This is a genomic window from Paenibacillus sp. BK033, assembly GCF_004345425.1.
In the GTDB taxonomy this organism is placed as follows: Bacteria; Bacillota; Bacilli; order Paenibacillales; family Paenibacillaceae; genus Pristimantibacillus.
The window spans coordinates 351,802-376,542 of sequence record NZ_SLVP01000002.1; the positions used below are offsets into that span (position 1 = coordinate 351,802).

Below are 24,741 nucleotides of genomic sequence, written 5' to 3' on the forward strand. Positions count from 1 at the left end.
GGTTATTCCGCCTCCTCATCAAGGAGGGCCTGCAGAGCGGCATTGGCCTGATCGGCCGATTGCCGGATGTCCGTCTCTCCCGTGATGACCATCTGTACGATTCTTCCTACCTGCTCGCGTGCCGCCGCTACGTCAACGGTCTGAGGCCGGTCGTGATCGATGCCTCCGTTAACCGTTTGTTGGAACACGGCTGCCAGTTCCTTCGGGAAGCCAATCGTGCCCCTTGGATCCCTCCATACCGACGTCCTTGGTCCGGGATTGCCCGCCTGCTGGGTAAGCAGCATGACGGACTTTCCGCTTGCCCATTCAATAAACGCCCAGGCCGCCTCTTTATTCGGCGATTTCGGGTTGATGGCCAGCCCCCAGGACGTAATATTGTACGGCATGGAACCTTTTGTCCCCGAAGGGAACGTCGCAAAGCCGACATTTCCCCGAACCTTCGCTCCTTCCGTATCAAGCACTCGGTAGATCGAATTGGCATCGGTGTATAGGGCGGCCTTCCCTTGCGCGAAAAAAGCACTCGCCTGTGGCCAGGACATGTTGATCGCATTAGGCGGCCCGTAATCCCGAAGAAGTTCGCCATAGGTCTCGAAGGCTTTAATCGCTTCCGGAGAATTAATCGCGGCTTTACCGTTCTTGATAAAGTCGCCGCCTTCGGAATAAAGAAAAGACGAGACTTGCGTTACTAGCGGACTCCGCTGTCCTCTTGCCACAAAGCCGTAGACGCCTTGCTCCGGATGATTCAGCCTCTCTGCCGCCGCTTCAAGCTCATCGATGGTAGCGGGAACCTGAATCCCCGCTTCCTTCAGCAAATCTTTGCGGTAATACAATATTTGTTGCTCCGTCACGATCGGAATGCCGGCCAGTTTGCCGTTCACCGTTGAAGAGCGGATCGCTTGCGGCGAGAAATCGCCCAAATCATATTCCGCATCCCTCCCGGCGTAGGCATCAAGCGGTTCAAGCCAGCCGCTCTGGAAGAACAGCTTACCTTCCTGCAGCGGCCGGTACATGAACACATCGGGCGTCTCCGAGCGCGCCGTGAATTGTACCGTCAGCTTCTGTGTCAGCTGATCCTCAAAATAGCCCTGGATCCGCACGTTAATGCCGGTTTCCTTCTCGAACTGGGGAATTAACGGCTTAATGACGTCAACCCATGGGTGGGATCCGGTCACGAACGTAATCGTTTTGCCTTCCAATCCCTCCCCGGGCTTTGCTTCACGGTCTGCGTTACCCGGCTGTTTCCCCGGACTGTTACTGCATCCGGTTAATGCTGCAACGACCAATAATCCGGCCCATCCGGTCTGTAAGAGCTGCAGCTTTTTCATGCCTTACTCTACTCTCCTTCAAGCGGAATCGGCCTTGCCTCAAGAAGCAACGTCGATTTGCGTCGAAAAATTTTATTAAGCATCTTTAACATTACTGGATCGCGGGTTTAGGCGATATAACGAATACTTAACATTGATAACGAATCCTAAAGATCGGCTTTAGCTTTACCTATTATTGTCTATTCGCGAAATATCATGTTATTTAAGTTTGCAAACTATAGAAAATTAAAGGTCCGGCTTATCCTCCCGCACGTCAAAATCAGGCAGCCGATCATGTCGATCGGCTGCCTGATTTTGACTTTATCCAACTATGCCTAACCATTGCTGTCAATAAAAACAGCAGCGGCAATACGAATCCGAAGATGAACGCACAAATCGTCCAGACGTATCTGTCAAATGAAATGAAGTATCCCATATCTGGAGCAATGATGATGGACGCCGCAAGAATGAGCATGCCAATCGGGAATATAAGCGGATGGTATTCCCCCAGCTTGAAGCTTTGAGAGAAGGTTTGAATCGTCATATAAAAACAAACGATCAGCTTGCAATAAATGGTGACGAACCAAATAACCGCTATGATCACTTCAACCCTTTGCAGGAACTCTCCGATTTTAATGATTTTAGCCAACTCGAAGCTGGCATACAAATTATTTGCCGTCATCTCCGAACCCATTACGAGCAGACATAGTGTTGTAATGGCAAGCAATACAAGCCCTCCAAGAAGCATTCCTTTGACGAATGCTTTACCGCCTTCCCTTGGATCCTCGACATGAGGCAAAATCATAAGAAATAATACGTATTCGAGACAGGGAAAGCTTACGTAGGAATAAGTCGCATTGAGAATCGGCGAAATTCCGTTGCTTAATACAGGTTGTATTTGATTGAATTTAATCTCCGGCATGAGCAAAATGACGAATATAATAAACAATATGATAATAAAGGGATAAAAAATATCCATTGTCCTTGCTAGATTAGATAGGCCATATCGGATACCTATAGCAACGATCAGCAGATACACCAAATGGATCGCCGTAATAGGCGTTTCCGGAAACATGGATGCTGTTAGAAAGTCGCCAAGATTCCGCAGGACGAGCGTAGTTAAGAGAAAGGAATACAGAAACAGGGAAAGGGAAAAAAACATGCCTATCCATTTCCCGAATAAAACCATGCATATCTCCACGATCGTTTTTCCCGGAACCAGACGAGCCAACGCAAGATAAAGGCCGATTAGAAGCAGTGCCGCCACTGTCCCGAGCAGAACCGGTATCCATGCATCGTTTTTTGCATCGGAAGCCAGCGCGCTCGGAACAAGGATAATGGAGGTTCCAATCGTAAACAAGAAAACCATTTTTTTGAACTGAGTGGCTTTAATCTTCGCTTCCCCCATTTACGATACCTCACTCTCCTCGTATTGCCTTACCCATGGGTTCGAATAGGATTCTAAGCGGTTCTGCCGGGCCCGGAACTTCGATTCCCGCAAAAATGCAAATCATTATCCCTAACCCGATAAACAGCATAGTGAAAAAGGCGACTATCGCCCGTGCAGAACCTTGCTTTCTCAATCCGGGCCATTCATAGGCGACAATAACAGCACTGACTGCTATGACAGCTGTTATACCAAACATGACCACTACTCCTTCATCCGTTCGCTGAATGATTTGGTTGTCTTGAACATTTGTTTCACATTGACCTTCGGTTGAATCTTAATCTGTATGGTGGGAAACACGCTATCCCATTCGCTTTTTGCTTTTTTCCAATACTTCGGGTATTTACGCTCGAATAGTGCGCCAAATCCAAAAATGTCGGAATTGTACCGGCTGCTCTGCATCTTCTGAACGGCCGATGAAATATAACTTTTTATTTGGGCGTTGGAATTGTTCTCTATTTGCGTGATCGTTTCCGGTTTCGTAAAATCCAGCGGACACTGAGCGTCCGTTACGATTCCGTCAGCTTTGACGTCAATTTGGACCAACGGTTTCCCGTCCTTGATAAAGGCTTTCATCTTGGACTTCGTGCGCACCAGCTCAACCGTCAACTTACGGTCACTATCCGGACATGGTTGAAGCAAAGATGTGCTGGTAATTTTTCCCTGAGTGAAATTGTAGCCGAAGCTTTCTTTTTCGTCTAACCAGCCAATTAACTTATCTTTCTTAAAGACAGCAAGCCCTGCAAACACAAGGCGAGCGCTTGGAAAGACCTTTGTTGTATTGCTCAGGTTGTTTCCTTTTTCGAAGGAGCCCTCGAGCCTTAGCCCGGTCAGAACCGCTTCTCTGCTCTTACTGATCAGGTTGGAAGTAAAATCGCGAAACTCTACGGCTGTAGTCCCTCCCCATGCTTTTGCGGATACTTCGAGTGAGTTTTTTAGTTTTGTCGCGGGAGTTTTCTCCAATGGCGTGGAAATTCTCAAGACATCCCGTGCTTCCGTTTCTCGAGCCACGATGACATAAAAATCGCTTCGGTATTCATGATCTCTCGAAATATGATCCAGCACTTTGGTCACCCCTTCTCTGGCAAAATCCTCACCTAATATCAGCATCTGCAGCTGCCCGACATATATTTTCCTCGTACTTCTTCTTGTCATTTTCCTTGCCGCTTCTTGAAAACTCCCCCCCGACTCCTGAAATAAGTTAACCGGAGCGCTCGTTGAAGAACGGTTGCTTTGCCCGGATATTGCGCCCGCATTAAGGATTTGATCGGAGAGGATTATTCCATCCCCTTTTTTGTCCACGCCAACGGCTACGGATACGGCTAATTCATTCAGCTCACGCCGGTTCCAGCATCCTGAAAGCATAAAGCAGCTCATCGCGGCTACCAGCACAATAATGACTGTTCTCAATTTACTCCCCTTCCCTTTTCGATGTAGGAGTGTCCCTATCAACATGATTACCGCCAGCGTTTTCCTTCAAATTGGCCATGCTCACCTTTTTCCGCATGATCCACCAAGGAGCACGCAGCAATGTATCTCTTTTCATGGAAACATTCACCGGAGCAAATGGCGACAAGTAAGGAATCCCGAAAGATCGCAAATGGCATAAATGCTGAATGATAAAAATCAGCCCAGCCACAACACCGAATAAACCAAAACAAGCCGCAATACCCATCATCCCGAATCTTAACATCCTAATCGAGATTGCCATGTTATAAGCGGGCATGGTAAAACTTGCAATCGCCGTGATGGATACGACAATAACCATGGCAGCCGATACGATACCTGCTTGAACTGCAGCTTGGCCAATGACCAGCGCCCCTACAATCGAGATAGATTGGCCGACTGCTCTAGGCAGCCGTATCCCGGCTTCGCGCAGTAATTCAAACGTCAGCTCCATCATCAAGGCCTCGATAAAGGCGGGAAAGGGAATGCCTTCCCGCTGCGCCGACAAACTGATCAGTAATTGGGGCGGCAGCATATCATGGTGAAATGTCGTAATAGCGATATATAGGGAGGGCCCAAGCAATGCGATTATAAATGCAAAGTAGCGAAGCCAACGGATGAAAGTAGAAATGTCAAAACGTTGGTAATAGTCTTCGGCAGCTTGAAAAAAATGCGTGAATAAAGCCGGAACCATCAGCACGAATGGTGTACCGTCCACAATGATTGCGACGCGACCCTCGAGCAGTCCGGCGGAAATGACATCGGGTCTTTCACTGTTGAATACGGTCGGAAAAACCGTAAATTTATTATCTTGAATCATTTCCTCGATGTATCCGCTCTCCAATATCCCGTCGATCTCAATCCGTTTTAATCTTTCTCGGACTTCATCTACCACCTTGTTGGAAGCGATGCCGTTAATATAAATAATCGCAACCCTCGTCTTCGTAACCTGACCGATGCGGTAGTGTTCAGACCATAGATTTGGATTGACGATTCTCCGCCGTACCAAAGCGATATTTGTTGTCAAGCTTTCTGTAAAACCATCCTTCGGTCCGCGAATCACGGTCTGGGAGGTTGACTCTTCTACGCCTCGCTCTTCCCATCCTTTAGATGCAATCAGCAACCCGCGGTCGTACCCATCGCATAGGAATACGGTATCCCCGGATAACAGACCAGTTAATAGAGTGTTTAGGTCGTCGGTCTCCTGGATCCCTCCTATGGGCAGCCGGTGTTGCTTGAAGATATCCATTAAACGATCCTCTGTTGCATCCGAAAAAGGGACCAAGGGAGACATGATAAACTGATTGATGAATTGGTTATCTACTAGTCCGGCTACAAATATTAAAGCAGCTTGACAGGATCCGAAATTCCATTCGCGAATGATGATATCCGGACTAGAGTTGGTTTCTTTTTTGAAAAAATCCAAATTTCCCTGAAGATCGGAATGCAAAGTTATCGGAATCCCATTTTCCGGCGGCATGCTTGAAGACCTCATTTGTTTCACCCCAACTAACTGCAGTTTTAATAGTGTTTCCTCTAATTACCATTATTTATGCAACAAAAAAAGACGAACCCCGGGCAGGTCCGCCAACAATTATTCAGTCAAATATTCATAAATTCACACATAAAAACTTCTAAAAACAATATCCTGATCGTAGTTGCCAAAGCCCTTTCCGTACAGGGTTAGTCCTCCCCGTCCGCGCCCCGTATCTTCCGCCGCAATGCGGAATGTCCAGTTGATCGCGCCCGTTCCGATATCTTTAAGACCTACGTCCGATATTTTCAAACCGTCGATATACGAGCCGCTCTCCTTGACCCGGAGCACCTTCAAGAGGCCGTACTGATTAACGTCGCTGGACCACCAATCCGGGGTGAGCCTTCCCCTTGTTTTCCCGAAATCTCCCGGGCTTGTCCATACGCCAAGCGATCTGCCGTTGAGACTGAAATGGATATCCGACGGCCAATTCTCGTTTACGCGGGGAGACTCGGAGCCGATTTCGAAGGAAATCTCAATCTCGTGCAGCCGTTGATCCTTATACAGATAATTAGGAATTTTATATTCCACCCAGCCTCTTGCCAGCCACAGGATTCCCGCGTTTACCCTCTCCGGGTCCATGAAGCAGGCCGGATTATCGTACTGCCCGATCATCTTCTCCGTGGTTGCAACCCCGCAGGTTGGCCATGCCTCGTAGTCGGTGTAATGGCCGATTGGCACGGACAGCCCATGAAAGCTTAACGACGAAGAAACATTGGGAGACAGCTTGATCTGCAGAAACTCGGACTTGATATAACAATATTTATAAGTGCCTCCGTCAATCCGCTTCATCTTGCTGCCTACAATTCCCGCCTGCTCCAGCTTGCGAATATGGCCGCTGATGACCGCGCTGCTAAGAAACATCTCGGAGGCGAGCTCCTTTACATGGCGCTCCCTCTCAAATAATTTATCGATAATTTTTAAACGCACCTCGCTCGCCAGCGCTTCATAAACCATTAATGACTCCGCATTGGTGGACAGCATCTTATCACCTCAGTAGGATTTTGTTTTTACAAAATCCTAAAACTTATTGTTGTTTGCTATTACCTATTATGTTACGAATAATATAGGATTTCAACCCATACGGATTTTGTTTTTCCCTAATTCTAAAGGAGGCTTTTCCATGACTATTCGTTCCAGCATGCTTATTGACAAGAACTTTACCGTCTCCCCCGTTGATCCCCGTGTATACGGTTCCTTTATCGAGCATTTGGGCCGCGCCGTATACGGCGGCATTTATGATCCGGGACATCCGACGGCTGACGAGAACGGCTTCCGGCAAGATGCCATTGAAGCCATCAAAGCTTTGCAGGTCCCTATTATCCGGTATCCGGGCGGCAACTTTGTATCGGGCTACAATTGGGAGGATGGCGTTGGGCCGAAGAGCGAGCGGAAACGTCTGCTTGAGCTGGCCTGGTGGACGACGGAAACCAACGAGGTAAGCACCAACGAATTCGCGGATTGGGCCAAGCTGGTTGGCACCGATGTCATGATGGCGGTGAATCTCGGTACGAGGGGAATGGATGCGGCTAGAAATCTGGTTGAATACTGCAATCATCCCGGCGGTACTTATTGGAGCGACCTGCGGATTTCTCACGGCTACAAGGAGCCTCACCGCTTCAAAACCTGGTGCCTGGGCAACGAAATGGACGGTCCGTGGCAGATTGGCGCCAAGACGGCCGTCGAATACGGAAGGCTCGCCAATGAGACCGCTAAGGTAATGAAATGGGTTGACCCGTCGATTGAGCTTGTAGCCTGCGGAAGCTCCAGCAGCGGCATGAGTACCTTTGCGGACTGGGAAGCAACCGTACTAGATCTTACTTATGATCAGGTGGACTACCTGTCTCTTCATACTTACTACAATAACAATAATAACGATACGGCGAACTTTCTTGCCAAATCGCTCGATATGGACCAATTTATCGACAGCGTAGCCGCGATCTGCGACTATGTGAAAGCGAAGAAACGGAGCAAGAAGACAATCATGCTCTCGCTCGACGAATGGAACGTATGGAACACGATCGGTACCAGCCGCGCCGACGAACGCTGGCAGATTGCTCCTCCGGAGTTTGAAGATGTGTACACGCACGAGGATGCTCTTGCGGTCGGCTGCTTCCTGATTACGCTGCTTAAGCATGCGGACCGCGTCAAAATGGCTTGCATTGCCCAATTGATTAACGTTATCGCGCCAATCATGACGGAAACGAACGGCGCGATCTGGTTGCAAACGACTTACTATCCGTTCCTGCATGCGTCGAACTTCGGACGGGGTACGGTGCTGCAAGCGGTCATCTCTTCTCCGAAATATGATTCCAAGGACTTCACCGACGTTCCTTATCTCGAAGCGATCAGCGTCCACGACGAGGAGCAAGGTCTGATTACGGTCTTTGCCGTTAACCGCCATCTGGAAGAGCGAATGGAGCTGAGCCTGGACCTCCGCAGCTTTGGCGAGGTCAGCGTTATCGAGCATATCGTCATGGAAAGCGAGGATTTGAAAGCAACAAACACCAAGTCCAATCCTCGCAATGTCGTTCCGCGTGCCGGAGGCCGCACTACGGCAGATAACGGCAGCGTTCAAGCTATCCTGGGTAAAGCTTCCTGGAACGTGATTCGCTTGCAGACGAAAAAGGGATAATACGAAAGGCAGCCGCAGCGGCTGCCTTTTTTATGCCTTTTGCATGCTTTTTTTACGGATAGAGCCTATTATGAGCAGCAATAATGGAACTCCAACGAGATTGATGGGAAAGATCCAATCATGCCAGATCGTTTTCGCATAATCCATCGTATCGTTTGTGTTCCGGGGCAGAAGCGACAGGACAAAGACGATTGGGGCAATCCACCATATCGTCCGTTTCCAATTGTTAATGCGGAACAGCTGCGCAGTGCCGTAGCTGGTGATAAACATATAAAGAGACAACTTAGTGAAGATGCTGATGATCCAGAGCAATACAATTAAAATATCCAAGTTTTGTATAAATTCCATCACGGAAATAAAGGAGACGACGGAACAAAGAGGGTAAATAAATTTAGCCGGAAGGTTGGGTCCCATAACCATGATTATAGTCAAGGTCATGCTTAATATTGCGATTGAAGCGGCAATTACGCCAAGCATTGAGCATTTCAAGAGCTGCTGCGGTTTCTTCATAAAAGCTACAAGCATGACGACCATAAAGGATTCCGCCAGAAAAGAGGCAGGCGTTAAGCTTCCTTTAAGAATAGGCAGTAATCCCGTGTTGGAATATACCGGAAGCAACCTTAACCAATCCCAATCTTTCATGCTAAATAGAATAATAAGGACACTGCCTGCAGCGCTGACAGGTCCGATTATTTCACTGCTGCGTGCAATACTTCTGAGTCCGCCGCTATAGGTAGCATATACAACAACCAATAACATAATGAGAATAACCACCCAAAGCGGTGTCGATGTGAATAAGGTAATAAACACGAAATCTGCAAATTCCCTCAGAATTACCCCTGTAACCGTAAACCACATAAAAAAGTATGGAAGCAATATCAGCTTCCCGAGCCATTTGCCAAGGATCGTTTGACTGGATTGGATAAAGGTCTGCCCCGGATAGAGCAGACCAAGCTTTACGGCGATATAAGTGACTGCCAACGCAAGCAAGGACGCGAAAATGATCGATATCCAAGTGTCCTGCTTAGACTGAAAGACGGCAGGAGATAGAGTAAAGATGGCCGTCATTCCGTATTCCATCGTAAACATAAGCCAAAACAGCTGATACCCGGAAATTTTCATGATCTGATCTCACTTTCTTTATATTGAAGCGGAGGTCCAACCAGTCCCACATATTTCAGGTTGATTTTGACCCGAACGTGTACCTCGATTTCCGGAAAAATCGTATCCCATTTCCCTTTTATTTCATTCCACACCGTGGGATGCTGGCGGTTCACGATTTGATTAAAGCCAAGTACATCGGCTTTAAATTGCTTCTGAACCTTGTTAACCATCGCTTGTACATGTTCGCTCATCCGCTTGTTTATTTCGGCTTGGATAAGCTTTACGTTGTGCGATTCGTTCAGGTTAAGTGTGGTGTTGTTTTCCGAAACATGTCCCGCTCCTGTCAATTCGATATCCATCTTTATCTTATTTGGTTCTATTATGCTGCTGGTTAACTTGCTTCCAAAGTGATGGAGAACGACCCCGACGTCCCCTCCCGCCTCTGGAATCGTTTCCGAAAAGTCTAGATAGCTTATCCTCTGAAGGATCCATTGCCGGTAAGCGCCTTCGACGAAATTCAAATAGCCGATCATCTTAAAGTCATGGTTAAAAATCGCGCGGCCATAAAAACGAATCGTTTCTTGCGGAGCATCTTCCTGGACAATATCAACAACCGGCAAGGTCGGGCTGCTGCCCTCTTCGCTTGCCGCCATCATAAAATCGATATAAGAGGTGCCTGTCGTTCCTCCCACCGCTTTGTGAATTTTGACGGATGCGACAGAAGGGATCTTCTCCAAAGGATATTGTACCTTTAAGGCATCCAATCCCCGTCCCCCCTTAACGACCCAAATATCCAGCCGGATCCGATTGCCGGGATCACGGGAAAATCCGTCTAGTAGGTCCTTGATCCCGCGTTTAGCCAGCTCCTCGCCAATATAATAATTTCTTCTGTGACCGCGGGTAATGATGCGTGAAAGCTTCTGCCGCGTTTTTTGAATGGCTTCAGTAAGCGATTTCCCGGTGCCCGTTTCGATAAAGTAAGGCTTTCCATTGCTGGATTGTCCGGAGACTCTCGATGGAATGATGAATTGACCTGCAGATAAATAGGTGCCGTTCTCCAATAAATCGGTCGAGGCAGCAAGGTCAAATGCCCTGTCGGAAAGCTCTTCCCGGTCCCAGCATCCTGTAAGAAGAAGGGCGAAACAAAATAACAGACTAAGACAGACTGAAAGGCGGAATTTCACTGCGCGTCGTCTCCTTGGGTGCCAGGTTGTTGACCTCTGGGAAAGCGTCGCTTATGGCGCTTTGATCCCGATAACGGCAAGGAATGCATGCTCCATCTGGGTGCACGGATGAGAACATCCTTGAGTTCCTCTTTAGATAAGGGAGATATCGGACTTAAATAAGGCACTCCAAACGACTCCAAATTCGTGAGGTGAATATGAAGCAATAACGTGGCCATCGTAATGCCGTATAAGCCAAACATACCCGAAAAGAGAAGCATCGGAAATCGAAGCATTCGAAATGCGATCCCCATGCTGTAACGAGGAGTTATCAACGAAGCGATACCCGTTATGGAAACCACGATAACCATCGGAGCCGATACAATCCCTGCTTCAACAGCTGCCTGTCCGATCACGAGAGCACCTACGATGCTGATAGCCGAGCCTGTGGGACGCGGCAAACGGATGCCGGCCTCCCTCAGGCCTTCGAACAGAAATTCCATGAGAAATGCTTCAATAACGGCGGGAAACGGTACTCCTTCACGCGCCGAGGTAATGCTGAGCAGGAAATTCGCAGGCAGCAATTGCGGATGGAAGGTGGTAATGGCGACATACATGGAGGGCATGAATAAGGAACCGATGATCAAGATCATTCGCAGCCAGCGAATCATGGTGGCATACAGAAATCTCTCGTAATAATCATCTGCGGATTGGAAGGCATTCCATAGCGTGCATGGTGCGATAAGGACAAAAGGAGATCCGTCCACGAATATCGCTACCTTCCTCTCTGCAAGATAAGCTGCTACAATATCCGGCCGCTCCGTGTTCTGGATTTGCGGAAAGAAAGTGAACGGATGGTCTTCAATAAATTCCTCGATAAAATTGCCGCCAAGCACGGTATCGATTTGAATTTCGCCAATTCGCTTGCGAACCTTTTCGACAACCGATTGATTTGCGATACCTTCCAAATAACCGATTACCACGGTTGTTCGGGATAAGCTGCCCAATGTCACCGATTCCATCTTAAGCTTTGGACTTTGGAGTTTCCGGCGAACCATGCTTGTGTTAATGTTAAGGTTTTCCGTAAAGCCTTCTCTTGGTCCCCGGAGCGTAATTTCATTGGAGGGCTCCTCGACAGCTCGATGCTCGAAGCCCTTCAAATCCGCAATAATCGCATTTGCCGCACGTTCTGCTAGAATAACGACGTTCGCAGTTAGGATGCCTTGCACGATCGTATCGATATTTCTGGCAGTTGCAGTCTTGGAGACGGCTACCAGCTGCTGCTCCAGGATAGCGTCTACTTTGTCTGTATCGTTTAACTTAATAGAAGGAAATCCAAGCATCCAGGGCTTCAACAGGATTTGATCCAGGGCTATGGTGTCTACGAGACCATCCATATAGATTAATAAAGCATTGATTTGACCGAATATTTGTATACGCCGAAAAACGATATCATAGCAGTTGCTGAATATCCCCTTAAGCGTCTGTTCATTTATTTCTAGAGATTCATTTAGCTCTGATTTGGAGCTAGCTTCGATAAACATGCAGCACCTCCCCAACTAAGAAAATGAATATGCTCATGTTTACCTTCTTGCCGGGGTTTTAAACGTTCGATAGAGTTGCGACCAAAGAGCTTGCAAACAGGTCGTAAGAATAATAACTGTCAAATTGATGGAACATAATGGTTATGGTCAATCCCCCTGTACTTCGATCTGTACTTCGATCTCAGAAAGGATTTTACTCATGAACAAATACGGTTTTATAGTGACCATAATGGTGGTTTTGACCTTAGGAAATGCGCAGCTCGCTAATGCTAACCGGCCTCAGGCAGTTTCCGAACCTTCCCAAGCGGACTCCATCCGTTCATTTCAAGCGCATATACCGGAAGCCGAGCTGAGCGAGCTTCGCAGACGCATTAACGAAACCAAATGGCCAGATCGCGAGACGGTTAAGGATCAATCGCAGGGCACGCAGCTGGAGACGATGAAAGAGCTGGCGCGTTATTGGGCGAAGGATTATGATTGGCGCAAATTCGAAGCGAAGCTTAACGGATATCCTCAGTACATTACCAATATCGACGGACTAGACATTCATTTTATTCACGTCCGTTCGAAGCATAAAGGCGCTCTGCCGATCATTCTTACGCATGGTTGGCCGGGCTCCTTTGTCGAGATGATGAAGATTATTGATCCGCTCAGCAATCCGACGGCTTATGGCGGAAAAGCCTCGGACGCCTTTGATGTCGTGATCCCCTCTCTGCCGGGCTACGGATTCTCAGAGAAACCAACGGAACCTGGTTGGGGACCGGACAGGATTGCAAATGCCTGGATTGAGCTGATGAAGCGTCTTGGTTATACGAAGTATGTGGCGCAAGGCGGAGATTGGGGGGCGATCATCACCGACTTGATGGCGGTGAAGGCGCCTGAAGGATTAATTGGCGTCCACTCCAATATGCCCGGAACGGTTCCTGCCGATATTGAAAAAGCGCTCCATTGCGGCGATTCGATGCCCGACGGTCTCTCTCCCGAGGAAAAACGCGCATACGAACAGCTGCAATTCTTTAACAAGCATCTTGGTTATGCCGAACTGATGGGGACTCGCCCGCAGACGTTAACCGCATTGGCCGATTCGCCTATCGGTCTGGCAGCCTTTCTGCTAGATCACGATGAAAAGAGTTTAAAGCTAATGTCCGACGCCTTCAGAGGAAAACCCGGAGGATTATCGCGCGACGAAATCCTTGATGACATTACGCTTTATTGGCTGACGAACACCGCCATTTCATCGGCTCGTCTCTACTGGGAGAACAAGTATCCTTTCTTCGGCGTCAAAGGCGTCAAGATTCCGACGGCGGTCAGCGTCTTCCCCGATGAGCTTTATGAAGCGCCAAGGAGCTGGGCCGAGCAGGCTTATCCCAAGCTCTATTATTACAACGTGCTGGATAAAGGCGGACATTTCGCCGCTTGGGAGCAGCCGGCGTTATTTACGAATGAATTAAGGTCTGCGTTCAGGAAGCTGCGTTGATCAAGCAAAACCACGAAAGCTGACGCCGGTTAAATACCAGCGTCAGCTTTCCGTTTGTACGAACTATAAAAAGAATCAGACGGTAATAGGCTCTTCCCAACGAGTCATTCCGGCAAGCTCCGGATGATTGTCCGGACAGGATTCCGTTGGCAGCTTGGTTTTCTTGGATAACACGCAGCCGCATTTGCCGCAGATCTTCTCGGCAGTTCCGTCGCTTGCCGCTGATTTGGACAAGGCGTTGTATAGCAGCTTATCCGGTTTGCTCTGACTGTGCGGACATACCGTACAGGCATCCATCCGCTTGCGGTATATTTCGTCCTCTACCGTAGCAAAGCCCGCTTTGGCCCATTTCCACAAGGCATGGCCAACCTTCTTGGCGAGTACCATATTGGAAGGGGTTCCTTCAGCGGATTTTGCCTCCGTCTCCGCTTCCGACGCCGAATCCACCTTAGGAGGATTACTGAGCAGATAATTCAGAAACATCTCCGATCTTCTTGCGGACAATAAATTATGCGCATAGCTGGGATCATGAACAGCCGCGAACAATACCTCTTCCGATACCGGGCCTTCCAAACCCAGGATACTGCCGAATTGCCTGCACTGTTCTTCAATCGTCCCTGTGAATGCTCCCATCTCTGGAGCGGCTGATTCCATCTCTTAATCCCCTTTCTCGTTGTTATTAAGCTGTTATTTCAACGTAACTTCTGCCGTCGAGGAGTTCGGATCCAAGGTTGATCCGATATCCGAAGTTAATGCTCTGGAGACGGACACGGTATACGTGACTCCCCGCTCGAGAGAAACCTTCAGCAATACCGACGAATTGCTCTTGCCCGGCTGCGCATCCGTAATAACGGCGTTAGGCGTAAACGAAAAATCGTCTTCATCGGCCGCATGGATCGCTTTTACAGTCGTATTGAAATGCAGTTCAACGGTGGATGCGGCATGCAGCAAGACATAACGGACCTCTTCCGTAAGCAACGTCTTGATTTCATCCGTCTGATCCGCGAACAAGAACGATAAATCCGTCGCTACCGTGAAATCCGCTGCAATCAAGCCCGCCGCATCCACAATGTTCTTGTCCTGCAGCAGCTTGAACGCCGCCGCCGCAAGGTCGGCGGTAATATCCGCCGTCACCAGCGAAGCTGCGCTGATCGCAGGCCCCGTTACCGTTGCTCCGGTAACCTTCAGCCCGTTCAGCTCAGGGCCGCCAATCCCGTTCGGAGGGAAATTCATGCCGTTGCCCGCTTCCACCGCATCCATTCTCGTTCCCGTCGTCGGCTGGAAAGGATCGGTCTCGAAGGCATCGTGCAGCGAGGCGTTAATGTTGCCGAAGATCACGTTTTGAATCTGCTCCAAACCGCTTGTCATCAACGGAGCATAAAGATTGCCGAAGAACATATTTTGCAGGATCGCCGGCGTATAGTAATCCGCCATGCCAACGGTCGTGAAGCCGTCCGCGTTCAGCGGGGCGCTCTTCTGAAGACGGCTGACCATATTTCCGAGGATAAAGGCCATTCCTTCCATGCCGAGACCTTTAATGCGGGTCAATCCGCCCGAAAGAACAATGTACTGTTTGCCATATTGGGTGAAGGCGTAAGCGTTTGGCTCCAGACGGCCAATGTCATGGTAGAAGGTAATATCCGGGTAGAAGCCCTGGAACAGGTTCACCAAATATTTCACCATCGCATTGCCGATGCTCACTTCCGTAAAGCCCCATCTGTCCGCTTTATCGTTTACATCGATGGCTTGCAGAGGGCTGATGAAGCTTGCCGCGTTGTCCGGTATAAATGCCACGTTGGAACCATGCACGTAGAACTTACTGCGCTGCGCTGCTGCTTGGGCAGTTGCAGCTACCGCATGCGTATCCTCGCCCGCTTTAAGATTTGGAGCGCTGAACGACAAATAATTTCCGGCAACCAAGTGCGAGTGAGCCGCTTCGTATTCTTTTGTGCCTACTATCGGAAGATCCTCGGTATCCTCGAGCAGACCACTTCCCTGAAGCTCTCTTTGATGGATCTGCAGATTGAAATCGCCGGATACGAGTCCCTCTGACAGCAGCAAGTGCCCGTCAAGCGTTCCGTCAAAAGCAACATCGGTAGCGATATGATGCACGCCGCCTCTGTATTCGCCAACGCTGATTTCGTTGATTTCTACATGCGTATTGTTGTAGGACACGAGCAAATCCTTGCCCGGCACAAGCCGGTCAGCGCGCTTCAGCTTGCCGCTTGGCATAAGGAACAGATGGTCCGGCGTTACGATGATGCTGCCATGACCGCCGAAGCGGATGTAGATCATCGCGGGCTGATGACTCTCGGGGCCGGTACCGTTACTGAAATTCAGCTTGGCTTTCTTCCACTCCAGCTGCAGCCCTTCCGAGCTTTGCTTCAAGCTGGCCGTGATCACTTTATCCCCAACGCTGAATTTCTCGATCGCTTGAGAGCCCTGCGGCGTGCCGATTTGAGTACCGTGCGCGAAGCAGGAGCAGCAGCAATAGCAGGTAACGACATTCCAGGTATCGCCCAGGCTCATGCAGCCTCGGTTGCCAAGCGTGGCATGGCTCAAATCGGATGGATTGCTGGTATTGAAGCATATTTGAGCCGCATACGGGTACAGGTAGTCGTGCGGGGAACAGCCCGGAATCGAATGCCCGTTAATGTCCGTACACTGGCACAAGCGGTGAGCTTGAGGCGTGAAATTGACGTTATCCTGGCAATGCTCCCCGGGACATACCAGGTAGAACGGCTTTCCGAACTGAAAGTTGTTGTTGTTAATATCTTGAATATTCACTTGGGACCAGTTCACGTCCGTCAAATTTTTCGCCTCGCCCAAGTTGATTTTAAGAGAGTCTAAACAATCCATCATTCATAACCCCTTTATTGGTTTAGTTGGTTGTGCTTGTTTTCGCGAATACATTGGATTGATAAGTAATAATGACCGTAAGCCCTGCTAACACATCCGGATTTAATGCTCCATTAAGCAGAAGAGCCGCCGGCGTATTGGATAATTGGAATTGCAGGACGGCATTGAAGCCGGTTCCTGCGATATTGCTTAAATCGCAAGTGCCCGAGTTGTTCGTGACGCGGATCGGCGCCGCTGGATTATCCCCAAGCTTCAAGCTCAAAAACGGCGTATTCGCATCCTTATCGGACACGATTGCTTGATTGGACGTCTGTACCAGAACCGTGGCTGACAATAGGCTTACATTCGATAAATGAGTCAAAATCGTCCGGTCCGTGATTGGGAAGCTGATCTGCTGCACGCCTTGAGCCGCAGGCGGACTAAACAAAGCAAACCATTCGCTTGGGAAAGCTTGCTTCAGGTCGATGATTTTCGCCGGCGTATACGGATATGGAGCGTTGTCCGCATGCAGCAGCTGCCGCACCTGATTGGCAAAGTCTGTCCCGCCGTCTTTGGCCGTGTACTGGATCTTGACGATTACATCCGAGATATTGGCGAAATCGAATCGGTTCGTCTCCGGCGGTAGACTCAGCGTCCACGAGGATACGGCTCCCGTCCCTTCGAACGGCAAATACCGGTCGTCTCTGAAATCGAGAACAAACAGCCCGGAATCATTCATCCCCCTGGTTACGGCAACCTGCTGCGCGAGACGGCTTTGCCTTAATACGTCCGTTCCCGGTAACGGATTAGCCGGATCGAGGAGATATTTGACCCCCGAGATTTTATCGTCCGATTGAACGACAACCGAATTGCGGTTTTGAACCAGTATTGCGTTAATGTTCTGGTACGGTCCGACAACAGCCGGAATGGATATCGCGATGGACTTGATCTTGCGGCAATAATGACCCGGGAAGTCGAAATCGAACAGCTTCTCGCTGAATTCGAAATCCAGCTTGCCCTGTGTCCCCGTGCCGCCCTGCATCCCCCCCTTAAAAGCCATAAATTTGACCGGATCCAGGCTGAGCAAGGAAACCGTCTTCTCCAGCTCCAAATCTCTGGAATTGTTGAACAGGTAAGCCTTCTCCATCTGACTCAAGGCAAGCAGCAAGCCTTCTCCGGCAAGCAGTCCGCGGTGAAGATTATCCCAATAGTCGAACTGCAGGAATTCATCCTGCCGCTCCAGCTCGTACTGGTAAGCCGCTTGCGCAGCCATCGCCATGTCCATTGCAAGCTGATAGCATTGGAAGTAGGTCGTTGACAGCCGGCTGATCATCCATTGGTACAGCTCTTGGCCGGTAAACTTGCCGCGCAGGAACTGCTCGACTTCATCCTGCTGCTTCATCGATTGTTGATGAATGTCCAGCTCCCGCTGCAGCATGTCCGCCCGGACGTTTGAACCGGCAATTTGCTGATCCAGCTGCTTCACCTCGGAAGCCGCTATGTCCCGCTGCAGCCCCCACTCCTCCCGGCGGCGCACGTACTGTGCTCCGGTGCTGATCAAGCCGGCGGCTTTATCCAATCCGTTTGCCGTTCCGTCCACCATGGCGGCGCCCGCATTTACCGCATCGCCGAATTGCATGCCGCCGTCCGCCAATCCGAATATGTTCGGTGCCAGATAAGCCCCGACCGACAGCCCGTGAATGGCAACGGAAGCCACCTGAAGATTCGCCGAAACCCCTCTTAGGGTCAAATCGGTAATCTCAAGCCCGTTGATGTTCTCGTTATACAGGGAGCTGTAATGATTCTGACGGAACAAGGCATTTGCCCGGCTCTCCGTCAGGGACGCAACCGTATCCGCAATCTCCTCCAGTTGCTTCTCCTTGATCATTGTCGTGAGATTAAGGATATTTTTCTCGTGCGTGCTCTGCAGGAGCGCCAGACCTTCCGCATCGTTCCTCTCAAGCGCGGCGAGCAAGCTTCCGCCAAATTGAGTCAACGTGCCCGCGATCGATTTGGCTCTATCCAGCAGGAAGGCGAACCGGTAAGGAACCCCCTGATCCACCGGCGACAGGGCAGACAACGGATTTACGCCGGAGCTCGCCATGCGAATTAATTGAGCGGGATCAATCGGCGGCTCGAATAAAGCGAGAGATTGCGGTATGCCCTGGATGTTGAGACAATGCCGGATCTTGAACAGACGGTCCTCCACCCGGTCCCAATACCCGATAAATTGCCGGTTCTCCGGTACGCAGAAATAGGTGTCCAGCGCATTGAACGGAGAATACGCCATTAATGCGTCGCCTGCAGGCGCCTCCTGCTCCAACGCAATGAAAAATTGCGGAATGTCCTTCTGGTACTGCGCAAGAAGATCGTTAAACGTTTTGGGCTCCGGTTCCGGGAATTTCCCAAGATCCTCCGGTCTTTGCCCCAGCAGATCATAAGCGTACACGTACATCATCGTAGCCGTTACAATCGACTCCCAGGTGTACTGCGCAAAGTAGGAATCGCCCCATTGCAGAAGGTTGTCGATATAAGCCATTACAACCGCTTTTTCATAAGCTCCAATACGCAAGCCGGCGATGGCGTCCGGATCAAACGGATCCATATTGTAGGCGTCAATCTCCTGCGGATTGGTCAATTGATCCTTAAGAGCTTCCAAAGTGTGATTCCGGAAAGGATTAAACTGCCAGAAACGCGCATTCGAATTGCTCAATTGGTCGTTCAGAAGCCGGTTTCGGACCGAATCGATCTGCTTGTCGTCCAAGAAAGCGAACAACTGGTCAATCGGCGTGGTTTCCGAGAAATCCGTGCTTACGGCCCCTTCGTCCGTAATAATCTTCTGATCGACCAGAATCTTGTAAATACGCTGCGAGCTTGTCAGCCCAATCGTCGATGTCTGGAAGTCACCCGGACCGATCTGCAATGGCTGCAACGTAGGGTTGAAAATATACTGATACCACTTCTCTGCGTCCTGATAGCTTTGATTGGTCTTGAGCAGGTCGGCGATCAAATACGGCGCATGGAAGAACAGCTCCCAATAATACGTCTTGTAAGCTCCGTCAAAATCAACCTGCGCCCCGTCCGCCGCCGCCGGCGCTATGACAAAATGGCTGTCGAACCGGAATCGCTTGAACAGCAGCTCCGCTTCAACCGGAATTTGCTGCGACTCCAGACTGAGCAGCGCGTCGATTCCGCCGGTGAAGAGGGCCGAGCTAAGCCGGTGAACGGCTGCTGTCGTCAGGCGGAATGCCGTGAAGTTGTATTTCATGCTGCCGATGCCGTCCTTGTTCCGGTCCAGGAAACCGACGGATACCGGAAACGGCCATTGGTACAGCGTATCCATGACATGACGGACCTTCAGATTCTCGTTTGGCTGTCCGTCCAGCAGCCCTTCCACGAATTCGTTTAATTCATAGAAATCGATATCGGCCATAATTCTGCCGTTAGGGTCCAAATACCCCGATTTGACGAGCTGCTGGTACACGGATTGGGAGCCGGAAGCTTCAATATCAATCGGCGCCGGCGCGACAAAGGACTGTTCCATGAACATGGGACTGTTCATCAGGATGTTCACGACTGCCGAAGTATTGGCGACGAGCTGCGGCTGCAGATACTCCGTCAGGCTCTGGGCATCCGAGTCATTTTGCAGGACCCCGTCCTCATCCAGGAATCCTCCTTGCACGAGCAGATTGTAGATCGATTGGGAACCGTCTGCGTTAATGTTGAGATTGGACGAAATAAAGGACGCCGGCGTAAAAATCGTATCCGGGTTCAGCAGCGCTTCGCTAATGGCGGGCACATGCAGCTCCTCATCGATATCCATCAGCAGGAAGGCTTCTTTATCTCCTTTGAACAAAAAGGCCGCAGGATGGTTCTTTACGGTAAGCACTTCGTATTCATTGCCCCTCATATTGCCGGACAGCGATACCGTTCCCATTGCTCCGCTGATCTGCTGCAGCACATAAGACGTTTTCGCCGGGATATCCGCCTGTCCGGACAGATAGCCGGCCACGTCCTTTCCGAGCTGAGCAAAACGGAAGGAGCCCTGAACGAAGCCTCGCTCATTGATATAGCCGGATTTCATAAGCCCGTTCCAAACCGCCGTCGACTGCCCGGCATCCAGGCCAAGCGATGACGAGACAAAGGATGCTTCATTCAACCGGGATGCCGCAACAACCGGCGAAGGAGTCCGGATCGAATCAGCCGCATAGTTGTCGTATACGATTTGATTCGTGTCAATCAGATTCAGCCTGCCGGAGCTGCGGTCAATTTCCGGCCGGAAATAAGTCTGGCTGATTAATGCCTCTTTCCCCGCTATGATGTACTCGTCCGGGTTTACGATAAAGCCGGGCTGCAGGTCATCGTTCATTACGATAGGACGGAACACGGGCAGGAAGCCGGTGTGCCCGACATTTTTAGCCAGGACGAACTGATGAGTCACTTCGTATAAACGGTCCTCGAATTGCTGCAGCGCGTCTGTAGCGGACTGCGGGGCCGCCGGCATCGCGAATGCGGACAGACCGCCAATATCAATCATGGGACCCAGGAAAATGACCAGCTTCTCGAATGGGTTGGCCCCGACATTAGGCGTTAGATAGTTATTTCTTTCGATCTTAAGCGGATAGACCTTGTTCCACCAAAGCTGAGAGGCATCAAATTGACTAGCGTCGAACAGCGTTTTGACTCCATTCAAATTCATAAAAGTGCTGTTGTCCGCCGAAATGACCGTATCCTCCGACAGCGTTTGCGGGGCAACCCAGGTACCGCTGAAGTTGTAGAACGTATACCGGATCGTGGCTCTTACCGAACGCTGCTGTGCCGAGCCGGTGCCGTTATCCCTTACGGATTTCTGCTCGACCCAAAACAGGAAGAGGCGGTTGAATACATATACGGGCGAGACGGTATCCGAATTGATCGAAACTTTAATCTCGTTCCATTCCGACCACACGTTGCCTTCATCCCGCGTCATATAGTAATACTTGTAAGGCTGCGTTTCCGTCCGGGCAAAAAGATACGTCACCTCCGCGTTATTATGCGTCTCATCCGTCACGCGCGTATGATAGGTGTCGACAACCTTCAGCTTGGCAAGCTCGGCGAAGCTGTCCAGGTACCTGCGAAATGCGGCCTCCACGGTCCCCTTCGTAATATCGCCCTGCTTCAGCGTATTCTGCAAATCGGTGAACAGAGAGGTCCTGTTCTTCCGGTAGGACGGATTAATATAGTTTTCCGGATATAAGAACACTTGGCGGTTCGCTTCCCAAAGACGGTAGTTGATCATCCAACTCCACCAGGCCTCAGGAATATTGAATTGAACGACCCCCGGCTCCAGCCGCTCCCTGCATCTCTGGAGATACAGCTGAATGGCGTTCAACGCTTCTTTGATATAAGAGATAGTCGCGCAGCCGCTCATTTCCACGTCGATTAACAAATATTCATACAAATTCCGGCTGTTCTTGATCCATCCCAAATCATCCTTTTGCGACAGCGCATGGAGCGCCGTTGGAATCAATGCCGTCCTCTGCTTCTCCTGAACGGCACCGTTCACCTGAAGGAACAAGCTGTCCCAATCGTCGCCTCCCAAACGCGCTCTTAACGCCAGCAGCAGATTATCCGCCGCTTTCGCGTAGTCCGTCCAATGCGTTGCGGCATCCTGTCCGGCAATCTCGCTAACACCTAACAAAAGACTAAAGCCGGCGCCGGTTGCATGCATGATCCCCGTCACCTTCTGCAGCAAATATAGACGGTCGATGCGGGATAACTGCGGGAACAACCCAAATAGGGAAGCCAATTCGGTATCCGTAAGCCCGGCAACCGGGGCGATAGCGGCGGATGCGTCACTTTCCGAGGAAGCGCTGAGGTATCCGGCAACCGCTCCGTTCACATCGCCAAAGATCGCTTTCAATTCCTGATAAGCGTAAATGTCAAGTACATTCGAGGCACTGAGCTTTGCCGGGTTAACAATGCCAAGTGCGGTGAGGCTGTTCTTGATCACCGCAAGATCATCGTTTGTCAGCCCGAACCTCTTCGCCAGCACAAGCCACTGCGACAGCTGCTTTATTCTTGCTTCCGCCGTGGATCGCTGCTTCGGATCGGTGAACACGGCGATCATATCGGTGTAGCCGAACAATAGAATCAAGCTGCTTATTCGTGCGGTTTGCACATGGAAGAATGCCGCAAGCTGTCCAATCAGCTTTAATTGCTGATCCTTCAACGCCATGTCGGCATCCTGATCCGAACCCGCGCTTGCGATAAGCTTGGGCAGATTGCCGAGCCAACCGTCCAGATCCGCGGAACGGTACAGCGGATCGACGTAGTCGGATACGTTCCCGTTCACCACGTAGTCCAGTTCGTAGACGTTAAGTCTCGACCTCTTCAAGCGGTCCGCGTTCTTTCTCAATAACATCCACGCATCCATGGAGGGGACGGGCGTAAAGGATTGAAACAAGGCAAGCAGCATAACAAATTGCGCCATAGGCATTCCGAGCATGCCGGCAAACAAGGAATAACGATAGAGAACGGATAATTGACCTACGGTTAACGCTACCTTCGCCTCGTTGCCGAACAGCGCTGTCGCGAGCTGCTCAAGATCGTTTTGTTTCAGCTTCAGGGCCGCGGCAATCCGGGCGGCGAGCTTCATATTGTCGGCATCTGCCGCACCTATCATCCAATATAAAAGGTTGTCCTTAAACATCGTATTAGAGGAATAGCTGCTTTTCCCTTCGTCAGCTGGATGATAGGAGGCGGATTCCGGTCCGTTAAAAAGCTTATCGAACACCGTATTCGATACCGCGGAATCGCCCTGCCCGTACGTCTTCACATCGAAGATAAGCGCGCCGGCTTGCAGGACGGACATGTTCCATTGCTCCATCGCAGACTTCAGCTTCGCAAGACCGGCCAACGCTCCGGCGTCCAGCTTCGGAGCTCCGGCGTTGACGCATTGCAGCGCCCAGTCCAGATCCGCATAGCTCCAGCCCAGCTTGCTGCTCAGCCTCAGGAACCGGTGGATCCGGTCCAGAGCGTCATTGGTCAGATAATCGATCTTCAAGGCCGCACCTTGACTGTTGACCTGAAGGGGCTGGGAAAGCCCATAGTTAATGAAGAATGATTTCATCAGCCCGGCTTCAATCTCGGCTGCCGAAAGATCTTGGTTTAACAACGTCTGAAGCTGCACCAGCGTTATGCCGGTTTGCCCGCAGAAGGTCTTTACGTCGGACAGCGTTGCAAGATCGGTTACGCCATAAAAGGTCTTCAGCTGCGTTTCGTCCGTTGCAGAGGTGCCAATCAGATGGAATTCCTCCGGGGACAGGCCAAGCGTTTCAGCAGCCGTTCCCTCGTCAGGTGCGCCAAATACCGCAAATAAATCCTGGAGTCTTACGTTCATCCGGGACAAATAAATCCTGATCTGCTCCAACGGATATTGAAAAGGCAAATTAAACGGAAATACCTGTGCTGCCAGGGTCTGATACAGATCCCCCTCGATTTCCATTGCCGACCTGACGGTCGCCTCGAGTCGCTCGTTAACAATCTGCAGATAAGGCATCGTGGTGTTCGTATTCTCGCAGGTAAGCGCTAGATTGGCCAAATCCGGGCGGCGAGCCGCCAACGCCATATTAGCCGGAATAGCCGATTGGTTTGGCACCGTGATGTTCTGATTCACAATACGCATCAAATCGACCAGGTACGCGGCCGGGCCAAAAATGGATTTGCATTCATCGCACTCGCAGTAGTTCAGCGTACCGAAGATCTTCTGATAATCGGGGAGCTCTTCATAATGCTGAACAATTGCGCCCGATATGGAGTTAGCCGCGAAATTTCGCGTATAGGGCGCAGACAGCTGCGACACGGAAGCCCATTCATGCATCAACTGAGCTTGAATATGCCTAGCTTTCTCATGAATGACGGTTGCTTGCGCCTCCCCGTCATCCCCTAGCAGCGGTCCGTAGGAGCTTACAAAATGCTCCGGATTGACCGCTGCAATCTGAATCGCCGAATGCAGCGGAGGATGTCCGTTGTCGCTGCCGGCCAGCAATACGCCGGCCGCCTGCGGATTATCGGTGAGTCGGAGCAGCCTTTGGTAGCCGCCAAGCAAATGCAGCGCCTCCGCATGTTGTTCGCCCGTTCCGTTTAAAGCTTCTACCGATGCCGCGTCTGCGAACTGGAAGCTGGTTACATCGAACTTCGGGTTATTGGCGTAAAATTGCGCCACCGACGGATGAGTATCGCTCAGATACGATCGAATATCCATGTAT

The 24,741-nt window shown here is 50.4% G+C and carries 13 protein-coding genes; 2 read left to right on the forward strand and 11 right to left on the reverse strand.

Features of this window, described 5'->3' with window-relative positions; all coding sequences use genetic code 11:
• Positions 1-2 precede the first annotated feature (2 nt).
• The 5 genes from EV294_RS08740 to EV294_RS08760 all read right to left on the reverse strand — a co-directional run bounded on the left by EV294_RS08740 (position 3) and on the right by EV294_RS08760 (position 6,715).
• Entirely contained in the window at positions 3-1,325 is a 1,323-nt protein-coding gene (locus tag EV294_RS08740) for an ABC transporter substrate-binding protein (RefSeq protein ID WP_132305885.1), read from the reverse strand.
• Between the two features lie 271 nt (positions 1,326-1,596).
• Positions 1,597-2,712, reverse strand: coding sequence for a GerAB/ArcD/ProY family transporter (locus tag EV294_RS08745; RefSeq protein WP_132305887.1), 1,116 nt, complete (start codon positions 2,710-2,712; stop codon positions 1,597-1,599).
• Between the two features lie 243 nt (positions 2,713-2,955).
• Positions 2,956-4,206 carry a Ger(x)C family spore germination protein gene (locus tag EV294_RS08750; protein WP_132305889.1) on the reverse strand — a complete coding sequence of 417 codons (1,251 nt, stop codon included), beginning with the start codon at positions 4,204-4,206 and terminating at the stop codon, positions 2,956-2,958.
• Positions 4,163-5,677 (reverse strand): spore germination protein, encoded by a 1,515-nt coding sequence (locus EV294_RS08755; protein ID WP_243711603.1) that lies wholly within the window; start codon positions 5,675-5,677, stop codon positions 4,163-4,165. Before EV294_RS08755 ends, EV294_RS08750 begins: the two co-directional genes overlap by 44 nt.
• A gap of 138 nt (positions 5,678-5,815) precedes the next feature.
• Positions 5,816-6,715, reverse strand: a complete 900-nt coding sequence (locus tag EV294_RS08760) for an ArsR/SmtB family transcription factor (protein WP_132305893.1) — start codon at positions 6,713-6,715, stop codon at positions 5,816-5,818.
• A gap of 139 nt (positions 6,716-6,854) precedes the next feature.
• Here EV294_RS08760 and arfA point away from each other — a divergent pair, with 139 nt between their 5' ends.
• On the forward strand, positions 6,855-8,366 hold the full coding sequence (arfA, locus tag EV294_RS08765) for an arabinosylfuranosidase ArfA (protein ID WP_132305895.1): 1,512 nt from the start codon (positions 6,855-6,857) through the stop codon (positions 8,364-8,366).
• 30 nt (positions 8,367-8,396) lie between these two features.
• On the opposite strand, the gene EV294_RS08770 is transcribed toward arfA, so the two are convergent.
• Genes EV294_RS08770 through EV294_RS08780 form a run of 3 tightly spaced genes read right to left on the reverse strand, consistent with a single transcriptional unit; the run spans position 8,397 to position 12,177 of the window.
• Positions 8,397-9,488, reverse strand: a complete 1,092-nt coding sequence (locus EV294_RS08770; protein ID WP_132305897.1) for a GerAB/ArcD/ProY family transporter — start codon at positions 9,486-9,488, stop codon at positions 8,397-8,399.
• Positions 9,485-10,654: a Ger(x)C family spore germination protein gene (locus tag EV294_RS08775; RefSeq protein ID WP_132305899.1), complete on the reverse strand. Its 1,170-nt coding sequence runs from the start codon at positions 10,652-10,654 to the stop codon at positions 9,485-9,487. The genes EV294_RS08770 and EV294_RS08775 overlap by 4 nt, the downstream gene beginning before the upstream one ends.
• Positions 10,651-12,177 (reverse strand): spore germination protein, encoded by a 1,527-nt coding sequence (locus EV294_RS08780; protein WP_132305901.1) that lies wholly within the window; start codon positions 12,175-12,177, stop codon positions 10,651-10,653. Before EV294_RS08780 ends, EV294_RS08775 begins: the two co-directional genes overlap by 4 nt.
• Before the next feature lie 199 nt (positions 12,178-12,376).
• Between EV294_RS08780 and EV294_RS08785 the strand changes: the two genes are divergently transcribed.
• Positions 12,377-13,654 (forward strand): epoxide hydrolase family protein, encoded by a 1,278-nt coding sequence (locus EV294_RS08785; RefSeq protein ID WP_132305903.1) that lies wholly within the window; start codon positions 12,377-12,379, stop codon positions 13,652-13,654.
• Positions 13,655-13,729: 75 nt separating this feature from the next.
• Here the strand turns inward: EV294_RS08785 and EV294_RS08790 are convergent, their stop codons facing one another.
• From EV294_RS08790 to EV294_RS08800, 3 genes are read right to left on the reverse strand one after another with little or no spacing between them, the layout of a single operon-like run.
• A complete protein-coding gene (locus EV294_RS08790; protein WP_132305905.1) occupies positions 13,730-14,308 on the reverse strand; it encodes a hypothetical protein in 579 nt (192 codons plus the stop codon).
• A gap of 33 nt (positions 14,309-14,341) precedes the next feature.
• Positions 14,342-16,516, reverse strand: a complete 2,175-nt coding sequence (locus EV294_RS08795) for a Hint domain-containing protein (protein WP_243711604.1) — start codon at positions 16,514-16,516, stop codon at positions 14,342-14,344.
• Between the two features lie 19 nt (positions 16,517-16,535).
• Positions 16,536-24,737 carry a Tc toxin subunit A-related protein gene (locus tag EV294_RS08800; protein WP_132305907.1) on the reverse strand — a complete coding sequence of 2,734 codons (8,202 nt, stop codon included), beginning with the start codon at positions 24,735-24,737 and terminating at the stop codon, positions 16,536-16,538.
• Between the last annotated feature and the right edge of the window lie 4 nt (positions 24,738-24,741).